Source organism: bacterium (assembly GCA_020440705.1).
Classification (GTDB): Bacteria; Krumholzibacteriota; Krumholzibacteriia; order LZORAL124-64-63; family LZORAL124-64-63; genus JAGRNP01.
Genome location: JAGRNP010000025.1, coordinates 32042 through 41734 on the forward strand (window position 1 = coordinate 32042; position 9693 = coordinate 41734).

The window sequence follows — 9693 nt, forward strand, 5'->3', positions numbered from 1 at the left end:
GACACCGCCCTGACCTTCGACAGCATCAACCGCTATCCGGACGGCGTCGACACCGACGACAACTCCGTCGACTTCTATCTGCGCTGCGCCACGCCCGGCGAGCCGAACGCGCCGCCGGGGCTGATCTGCGAGGATCCGGTCGGCACGGAAGGTCAGGCGTGGGGCCAGATCAAGGCCCAGTACCGCTAGTCCGGCGACGGCCGCACGGAACGAGGAAGGACCCGGGACGGCCCGGGTCCTTCGCTGTTTCCGCACCACCGATCCGGCGGCTCAGGCCCCCGCCCCGGACACGGGCCGCCGCCGCGTGCCCCGCCACGTGTCGAACGAGTAGAGCACGAGCGCGATCCAGATCAGGCCGAAGCTGAGCAGGTGGTCGCGGGTGAAGGGCTCGCCGAAGGCCAGCACCGCCAGCAGCAGCTGCCCCGTGGGCGCCAGGTACTGCAGGAACCCCAGCGTGGCCAGACGCAGGCGCCGCGCGCCCTCGGCGAACCAGATCAGGGGCAGGGCCGTGAAGACGCCGGCCAGGGGCAGCAGCACGTTCAGCGTCGTCGGGCCGTGCAGGAAGACCAGCTCGCCCGACCGCCAGCGCCACGCGGCCCAGCCCAGGGCCACCGGCGCGAGCATCATGGTCTCCACCGTCAGGCCCTGGATGCCCGTGGCCGGCACCTGCTTCCGCAGCAGGCCGTACACGCCGAAGCTGAAGGCGAGGGCGAGCGCGATCACCGGCGGCCGGCCCAGGCGCACCGTCATCAGCACGATGGCCACCAGGGCCAGCAGCACCGCCACGGTCTGCCACCGGCGCAGGCGCTCGCGCAGGAAGACGAAGCCCAGCAGCACGCTGAACAGGGGGTTGATGAAGTAGCCCAGGCTCGCCTCGACGAGCCGCCCGTTGGCGATGGACCAGATGAAGAGCAGCCAGTTCGTCGCGATGAGGACCGTCGTGACCATGAGGGTCAGCTGGGTGCGCGGGCTGCGCAGGAGCAGGCCGAGACGGTCCCACTGGCGACGCGCCGCCGTCAGACCGAGCAGGAAGACCAGCGACCACACGATGCGGTGGGCCAGCACCTCGAGCGAGGGCACGGCGTGGACGGCCTTGAAGTACAGCGGCAGCACGCCCCAGGCGCCGTAGGCGGCCGTGGCGTAGGCCACGCCGGCGCGCTGGCGCCGGGGGTCGTCCGGGAGGGCAGGCGGTGTGCTCATGGCCGCCACGATAGGGCCGAAAGAGGGCCGGGGCCAGTGGCTTGTGCGGGTCGGTGGCGCGGGAGCCCGTCCGGCCCTGTCCGGCCCGATCCGGCCGTGGTAGAATGCCGCGGGAGGACATCAGAACCACGACCGGAACCGGGAGGGAATCCGTCATGCACCTGAAGATCGTCGTCGTCTGCGCCGCACTCGGCCTGGCCGGTCTGGCCGGCGCCACCACCCTGGACATCCCGGCCGCCCTGGTGGGCGAGGACGAGCGCGAGGACGCCGCCGCGCCCTGCCTCCAGGAGGACGCCTTCACCGCCGGGGTCGCCTCGACGGCCGCGAGCCTGCGCGTGGGCGGCACCGCCTACGGCTGCAACGCCGAATTCGCCGCCTGCTTCGAGTTCGATCTCGACGCGGCCTTCGGGCCGGGCCCGCGCCCCGCCGGGGCCGACGTGCTGTCCGCGACCCTGGTCGTGCGCAAGACGGGCTGGGCCGACGACGCCCAGGGCTTCGCCTACACCGCGGCCTTCGCCTATCTCGCCACCGGCGCGCCGATCCTCGTGCCGCGCGACGACCTCGACCCGGACACGGCCCTGGACGTGCTGTACCCGCCCGTGGCCAACGTCGACCTTTCGTTCGACGTGGTGGCCGCCCTGCGCGACGCCCTCGACGACGATGCCGACCGGCTGGGCCTGCTCCTGGCCGGCGTGTATTCCGAAGCCGGCTACGAGGACTACATCACCGTCGGCGGCGCCGGCAGCGCCGCGCCGCCCCGGCTGGTGGTCGTCTTCAACGAACCGGTGGCCACGACCGGCCTGAGCTGGTCGACCCTGAAGGCCGTCTGGCGCTGAAAAGGCGCCAGTCCCCCGTTTGGGGCGGGTTTCCGGGGGATTCCCGCCCGGCGGCCCGCCCGCCTCGTCCTTGACTCCGCGCGATCAGAACGCGATTCTTGTTGCAAAGTTTTGCATCCGTACGGGCAACTCCGGCCCGATCGGCCTCCGTGCGGTCAGGTGTCCCCAACACGAGGGAAAAGACCATGGATTCCGCCAAGATCATCTGGACCAAGATCGACGAAGCCCCGGCCCTGGCCACCTACGCCCTGCTGCCCGTCGTGCAGGCCTACACCAAGGGCACCGGCGTCGACGTCGAGACCAAGGACATCTCCCTGGCCGGCCGCATCATCGCCAACTTCCCCGAGAACCTGACCGCGGCCCAGAAGCTGCCCGACGCCCTGGCCGAACTGGGCGAGCTGGCGAAGACCCCCGCGGCGAACATCATCAAGCTGCCCAACATCAGCGCCTCGATCCCCCAGCTGCAGGCCGCCATCAAGGAGCTGCAGGACCACGGCTACGACATCCCCAGCTACCCCGAAGAGGCGAAGACCGACGCCGACAAGGCCCTGCAGGCCCGCTTCGCCAAGGTGCTCGGCTCGGCCGTGAACCCGGTGCTGCGCGAGGGCAACGCCGACCGCCGCGCCGCCATCTCGGTGAAGAAGTTCGCCCAGAAGAACCCGCACCGGATGATGAAGCCCTGGCCCGAGAGCGGATCGCAGTGCCGCGTCGCCTACATGGAGGACGGCGACTTCTACGGCAGCGAGCGCAGCACCACCCTGCCCGCCGCGACCACCGTGAAGATCGAGTTCGTCGGCGCCGACGGCGCGACGACGACCCTCAAGGAGGGCCTCGCGCTGCAGCAGGGCGAGGTCATCGACACCTCGGTCATGAACGTCCGCAAGCTGCGCGCGTTCTACGCCGCCACCATCGCCGAGGCCAAGCAGAAGGGCGTCCTGCTCTCCCTGCACCTGAAGGCCACGATGATGAAGATCTCCGACCCCGTGCTCTTCGGCCACGCGGTTGCCGTGTACTACGAGGAGGCGCTCACGAAGCACGCCGACACCCTCGCGGGCATCGGCGTGAACCTCAACAACGGCCTGCAGGACGTGTACGACAAGCTGGGCAAGCTGCCCGCCGACAAGAAGGCCGAGATCGAGGCCGACCTGATGAAGGTCTACGAGACGCGCCCCAGCCTGGCCATGGTCGACAGCCGCACCGGCAAGACCAACCTGCACGTGCCCAACGACGTCATCGTCGACGCCTCCATGCCCAACGTCGTGCGCGACGGCGGCAGGATGTGGAACTGGGACGACCAGCTCCAGGACACCATCGCCATGGTGCCCGACCGCTGCTACGCCACCATGTACCAGGAGATCATCGCCGACTGCCAGAAGCACGGGCAGTTCGATCCGGCGACCATGGGCAACGTGGCCAACGTCGGCCTCATGGCCCAGAAGGCCGAGGAGTACGGCTCCCACGACAAGACCTTCACCGCCCCGGCCGCCGGCGTGATCCGCGTCGTCGACGCGGCCGGCGCCACGCTGCTCGAGCAGACGGTCGAGACCGGCGACGTCTTCCGCATGTGCCAGACCAAGGACGAGCCCATCCGCGACTGGGTGAAGCTGGCCGTCAACCGCGCCCGCGCCACCGGCTCGCCGACCATCTTCTGGCTCGACGGCCACCGCGGCCACGACGCCGAGCTGATCAAGAAGATCGACGCCTACCTGCCCGGGCACGACACCGACGGCCTGCAGATCGACATCATGTCCCCCGTCGACGCCATGCGCTTCAGCTGCGAGCGCGTCCGCAAGGGCCAGAACGCCATCTCGGTCACCGGCAACGTGCTGCGCGACTACCTGACCGACCTCTTCCCGATCCTCGAACTGGGCACCAGCGCCCGCATGCTCTCGATCGTGCCCCTGCTGCAGGGCGGCGGCCTGTTCGAGACCGGTGCCGGCGGCTCGGCCCCGAAGCACGTGCAGCAGTTCCTCCAGGAGGGCCACCTGCGCTGGGACAGCCTGGGCGAGTACTGCGCCCTGGTCCCGAGCTTCGAGATGATCGCCGAGAAGACGGGCAACGCGAAGGCGGCCGTGCTGGCGAAGACCCTCGACCAGGCCGTGGGCGCCTACCTCGAGAACGCCCGCTACCCGTCGCGCAAGGTGAACGAGATCGACAACCGGGGCAGCAGCTTCTACCTGTCGCTGTACTGGGCCCAGGCCCTGGCCGCCCAGAACGACGACCTGGAGATGAAGGCCCGCTTCGAGGGCGTGGCCAAGGCCCTGGCCGCGGCCGAGGAGCAGATCGCGGCCGATCTGATCGGCTGCCAGGGCGGCGCCCAGGACATCGGCGGCTACTACCACCCGGACGACGCCAAGGCGGCGGCGGCCCTGCGGCCGAGCGCGGCGTACAACGCGATCATCGACGCGATGTAGTCGGGCCGGACGACCGGAACGCGAGAGGGCGGGCCACTTGGCCCGCCCTCTCTTGTATCCGAGGGAAGGTGGCTACTCGTCCACCGTCTTCGCGAGGTGCGCCGGATACCGGTCCCCCTCGACCGGAATCGCCGCCAACGCCTCCCCGATCCGCGCCAGATCGTCGGCCGTCAGCTCCAGCGCCGCTCCGCCCAGGTTCTCCTCCAGCCGGTGCCTCTTCGTGGTGCCGGGGATCGGCACGATGTCCTCCCCCTGCGCCAGCAGCCACGCCAGCGCGACCTGGGCCGGGGTCGCCCCGCGCTCGGCGCCGATCTCCGCGATCCGGCCGACCAGCGCCAGGTTGGCCCGGCGCGCCGCCGCCGCGAACCGCGGCACGAGGTTGCGGAAGTCCCCGTCTGCGAACGGCGTGTCGGCGTCGATCTTCCCGGTCAGGAAGCCCCGCCCCAGCGGGCTGAACGGCACGAAGGCGATGCCCAGCTCGCGGCAGGTGGGCAGGGTCTTGGTTTCCGGCTCGCGCCACCACAGGGAGTACTCGCTCTGCAGGGCCGTCACCGGCGTCACGGCGTGGGCCCGCCGCAACGATTCGGCCCCGGCCTCGGACAGGCCGAAGTGGAGCACCTTGCCCGCGGCGATGAGTTCGCCCACCGCGCCGGCCACGTCCTCGATGGGCACCGCCGGATCGACCCGGTGCTGGTACAGCAGATCGATGCGGTCCGTGCGCAGCCGCCGCAGCGACGAGTCGACCATCGTCCGGACGTTCTCCGGCCGGCTGTCCAACCCGTCGGCCGGGACGCCGCCCCTGAAGCCGAACTTCGTCGCGATGACCACCTCGTCGCGCACCGGCGCCAGGGCCTCGCCCACCAGCTCCTCGTTGGTGAACGGACCGTAGGCCTCGGCGGAGTCGAAGAAGGTCACGCCCAGGTCGTGGACCGTCCGGATCATGGCGACGGCCTCGTCCTTCGCGAGACCGCCGCCGTAGCCGAAGTTCAGGCCCATGCAGCCGTAGCCGAGCGCCGAGACCTGCGGTCCGCGCACACCCAACTGCCGGGTTTCCATGGTCGCCGTCCTTTCCGCGCATGATGTCCGTCGCACGCTACTCTTCGCGCAACGACGCCATGTCGATGGAGAAGCGGTACTTCACGTCCGACTTCATCAGCCGGTCGTAGGCCGCGTTGATGTCCTGGATCCGGATCACTTCGACGTCCGAGGTGATCCCGTGCTCGCCGCAGAAGTCGAGCATCTCCTGGGTTTCCCTGATCCCGCCGATGAGCGAGCCCGAGATGGAGCGTTCGCCGAAGATCAGGGCCATCGAGGCCAGGGGCACGGGCTTGTCCGGGGCGCCGACCAGGGTCATGTGTCCACGCAGGGTGAGCAGCTGGATGTAGGCGTTGATGTCGTGCACGGCCGAGACCGTGTCCAGGATGAAGTCGAAGCTGAAGGCGTGGGCCGCCATCTGCTCCGGGTCGGTCGAGATGATGACCTCGTGTGCGCCGAGTTCCAGCGCGTCCCTGGCCTTCGCCTCCGAGCGGGTGAAGACGACGGTGTGGGCGCCCATGGCGCGGGCGAACTTCACGCCCATGTGCCCGAGGCCGCCGAGGCCGATGATGCCGACCTTGTGGCCTTCCTTGACGCCGAAGCGCCGCAGCGGCGACCAGGTCGTGATGCCCGCGCAAAGCAGGGGCGCCACGCCGGACAGTTCGAGGTTCGTCGGCACCTTCAGCACGAAGTGGCTGTCGACGACGATGTCGCTCGAGTAGCCGCCGTAGGTGACGCCGCCGAGGTGCTTGTCCGGCCCGTTGTAGGTGTAGACGGCGTTGGCGCAGAACTGCTCGGTGTGGGACTCGCAGACCGGGCAGTTCTTGTCCGCATCGACGAGGCAGCCGACGCCGACGATGTCGCCCGGCGCGTGGGCGGAGACGTTCGCCCCCACCTCGGTCACCCGGCCGACGATCTCGTGACCGGGCACGCAGGGGTACACCGTCTGCATGAAGTCGCTCCACTCGTTCCGCACCGTGTGCAGGTCAGAGTGGCAGATGCCGCAGTAGAGGATCTCGATCTTGACGTCGTTGTCGCCGGTCGCGCGGCGCTTGATGACGTCCTCCGCCAGGGGCGCGGTGCTGCTGGCGGCGGAATAGGCCTTGGTCTCGAACATGGCGATATCTCCCCTGTCTCGATTTCTTTGGCTGTTTGAGTCGGACGGCCACAGGATAGTCACGTCGGATCGAAGCCGACAGCAGGATCCTGCTTCTTCATTGCCTATTCCTGCCTGATCGGGCCGCCGCCCCGGTCCGCCAGGTCGTCCAGGATCGGACAGTCCGGACGCTTGTCGCCGTGGCAGGCGTGGACGAGGCCGCGCAGGGTGTCGCGCATGGCCGCCAGTTCGGTGATCTTCCGTTCGATCGCCGCGAGGTGGGCTTCGGCCACCTCCTTGACCTCGGCGCTTTCGCGGTGGTCGTCCCTCCACAGCGACAACAGCTCGCCCACCTCTTCCATGGTGAACCCGAGATCGCGGGCCCGCTTCACGAAGCGCAGGACGTGCACGGCCTGCTCGCCGTAGACCCGATAGCCGTTGGCCGCCCGGCGCGGCCGCGGCACCAGGCCCGACTCCTCGTAATAGCGGATGGTCTTGGCGGACACCCCCGTGCGCCGGGCCAGTTCGCCGATGACCATCCGTCCGTCGCTCCTGTTGTCTCTGCCGGTTCTCATCGCGTCGGCCTCCAGCGCCGCAGCAGCAGAGCGTTGCTGACCACGCTCACGCTCGACAGGGCCATGGCCGCCCCGGCGAACATGGGCGTCAGCATCCCGGCTGCAGCCAGCGGGATACCCACCGTGTTGTAGATGAAGGCCCAGAACAGGTTCTGGCGGATCTTGCGGCGCGTGGCCCGCGAGACGCCGATGGCGTCGGCGATCAGCGTCGGCTCGGAGCGCATCAGGGTCACACCGGCCGTGTGCATCGCCACGTCCGTGCCCGAGCCCATGGCGAAGCCGACATCGGCCGCAGCCAGGGCCGGCGCGTCGTTCACGCCGTCGCCGACCATGGCCACCACCGCGCCGCCGTCCCGCAACTCCTGCACGTGGCGGGCCTTGTCCTCGGGCAGCACCTCCGCGATCACCTCGGCCACGCCGAGCTCGGTGCCCACGGTCTCGGCCGCCGCGCGATTGTCGCCGGTCAGCATGATCGTCCGCACACCGACCGCGGCCAGTCGCGCCAGTGCCTCGCGCGACGACTCGCGCGGCGCGTCGCCGACGGCGATCCCCCCGCGCATGGCGCCGTCCACCGCGACCCACATCACCGTCAGGCCGCGGGCCTCGAGATCGGCCGCCCGATCGCGCACGGCGCTGCGGTCGAACCCGCGCTCGTCCATCAGGCGCGGACTGCCCACCAGCACCGCGGCCCCTTCGACCCGGGCCGACACGCCGCGCCCGGGCAGGGCCCGGAATTCCGTCGCCTGCGGCACGTCGAGCCCGCGCTCCTCGGCCCGACGCCGCACGGCATCCGCCAGCGGGTGCTCGCTGCCCCGTTGGGCCGCCGCGACCAGGGCCAGCAGGGCATCCTGATCGTCGGCCAGGATCTCGCGCACGTCCGGCCGCCCCACCGTCAGGGTGCCCGTCTTGTCGAGCACGACCGTGTCGACGGCATGGGCCGTCTCGAGGGCCTCGGCGTCCTTGATCAGGATGCCCGCACGCGCGGCCGCGCCCGTGCCCACCATCAGGGCCGCCGGCGTGGCCAGGCCCAGGGCGCAGGGGCAGGCGATGACGAGCACGGCCACGGCGTTCACCAGTGCCCGCTCGAGCCCGGAGCCCGCCAGCACCCAGCCCGCGAAGGTCAGCACCGCAATGCCCATGACGACCGGCACGAACACGGCCGCGACCCTGTCCACGGTCTTCTGGATCGGCGCCTTGGTCGCCTGGGCGTCCTGGACGAGGGCCACGATCCGCGCCAGGGCCGTCTCGTCGCCGACCCGTGTCGTCTCGACCTCAAGCAGGCCGTCGCCATTGATCGAGCCCGCGGTGACGTCGTCGCCCTCGTCCCGCGCCACGGGCAGGCTCTCGCCCGTGAGCAGCGATTCGTCGAGCTGGCTCGCGCCGGCCACGACGCGCCCGTCTACCGGAACCCTCTCGCCCGGCCGGATGACGACGACCTCGCCCCGGCCCACGGCCTCGGCCGGCACCTCGATCTCCCGCCCGTCCCGCTTGACGCGGGCGGTCTCGGGACGCAGGTCCATCAGCGCCCGGATGGCGCGCGTGGTGGCGTGCTTGGCCCGCGACTCGAGCCACTTGCCGATGCGCACGAAGGTGATGATGGCGGCGGCGCCCTCGAAGTAGAGGTGCCCGCCGCGGGGCAGCAGGAAGAGCGACAGGGCGAAGGCCGCCGTCGTGCCCAGGGCGACCAGCGTGTCCATGTTGGCGGTGCGCGAACGGGTCGCGGCCCAGGCGCCCCGGTAGAAGCGGGTGCCGGCCACGAACTGCACGGGGGTCGCCAGGGCCAGTTGCGCCCACCCGGATAGCGACCAGGTCAGCCCGAAGGGGGCCAGGACCATGGGCGCCACCAGGGGCAGGGTCAGCAGGGCGGCGCCGCCGAGCACGAGCGCCTCGCGGCGGGACCGCGCGGCCTCGACCCGGTCGGCGGCCTCGCGTTCGGCCTGGGCCGAGGGGGCCGGGGCCGCCTCGTAACCGGCAGCGGTGACGGCCTGCACGAGGGCCTCGGTCGCGGTCCCCGGCGCCACGGCCACCGTTGCGGTCTCGGTCGCCAGGTTCACCTGGGCCGACTCGACCCCGGCCACGGACTTCAGGGCCTTCTCGACCCGTCCGGCGCAGGTCGCGCACGTCATGCCGCCGATCGCCAGGCGCACTGCCGCAACCGGAACGCGGTAGCCCGCCTCGCCGATCACGCGGGCCAGGCCGTCGACGTCCGTCCTCTGCGGGTCGAAGTCCACGGTCGCCGTCTCGGCGGCGAAATTCACGCTGGCGGCGGCGACGCCGTCCGCGGCACCGAGGGCCTTCTCCACGCGCGCCACGCAACTGGCGCAGGTCATGTCCGCCACGGGCAGGACGATGCGGATATGGTCGATCGCGGCCGCAGCCGCTTGGTCATCTGTCGTGTTCGTCGTCTTGGTCGTCGTCTTGGTCGTCGTCTTGGTCGTCATCGGGGTCTCCTCGGTTGGGGCGTTCTCCACACCCCCAAGGTCGACGTTCCAGCCACTGGAAGGTCAACACCCCCACCATAATTTTTTTCCCGCCCC

Annotated in this window: 8 protein-coding genes; 3 read left to right on the forward strand and 5 right to left on the reverse strand. The window is 70.6% G+C overall.

All coding sequences use genetic code 11. From position 1 onward, the window contains the following. Positions 1-189, forward strand: a 189-nt coding sequence (locus KDM41_06070) for a hypothetical protein (protein ID MCB1182981.1), incomplete at its 5' end; no start/stop codon positions are given. Positions 190-270: 81 nt separating this feature from the next. Here the strand turns inward: KDM41_06070 and rarD are convergent. Then, positions 271-1200, reverse strand: coding sequence for an EamA family transporter RarD (gene rarD / locus KDM41_06075; GenBank protein MCB1182982.1), 930 nt, complete (start codon positions 1198-1200; stop codon positions 271-273). A gap of 155 nt (positions 1201-1355) precedes the next feature. Between rarD and KDM41_06080 the strand changes: the two genes are divergently transcribed. Both KDM41_06080 and KDM41_06085 read left to right on the forward strand, forming a co-directional pair. Then, a complete protein-coding gene (locus KDM41_06080) occupies positions 1356-2036 on the forward strand; it encodes a hypothetical protein (protein MCB1182983.1) in 681 nt (226 codons plus the stop codon). 185 nt (positions 2037-2221) lie between these two features. After that, a complete protein-coding gene (locus KDM41_06085; protein ID MCB1182984.1) occupies positions 2222-4450 on the forward strand; it encodes an NADP-dependent isocitrate dehydrogenase in 2229 nt (742 codons plus the stop codon). Positions 4451-4522: 72 nt separating this feature from the next. Here KDM41_06085 and KDM41_06090 read toward each other — a convergent pair whose 3' ends face one another. The 4 genes from KDM41_06090 to KDM41_06105 form a co-directional block, all read right to left on the reverse strand. After that, the gene (locus tag KDM41_06090; GenBank protein MCB1182985.1) at positions 4523-5506 is read right to left on the reverse strand and encodes an aldo/keto reductase; all 984 of its coding nucleotides are present in this window, start codon (positions 5504-5506) and stop codon (positions 4523-4525) included. A gap of 37 nt (positions 5507-5543) precedes the next feature. Beyond that, entirely contained in the window at positions 5544-6602 is a 1059-nt protein-coding gene (locus tag KDM41_06095) for an NAD(P)-dependent alcohol dehydrogenase (GenBank protein MCB1182986.1), read from the reverse strand. 104 nt (positions 6603-6706) lie between these two features. Beyond that, the gene (cueR, locus tag KDM41_06100) at positions 6707-7120 is read right to left on the reverse strand and encodes a Cu(I)-responsive transcriptional regulator (protein MCB1182987.1); all 414 of its coding nucleotides are present in this window, start codon (positions 7118-7120) and stop codon (positions 6707-6709) included. 32 nt (positions 7121-7152) lie between these two features. Continuing rightward, the gene (locus KDM41_06105) at positions 7153-9597 is read right to left on the reverse strand and encodes a copper-translocating P-type ATPase (protein ID MCB1182988.1); all 2445 of its coding nucleotides are present in this window, start codon (positions 9595-9597) and stop codon (positions 7153-7155) included. Positions 9598-9693 lie beyond the last annotated feature (96 nt).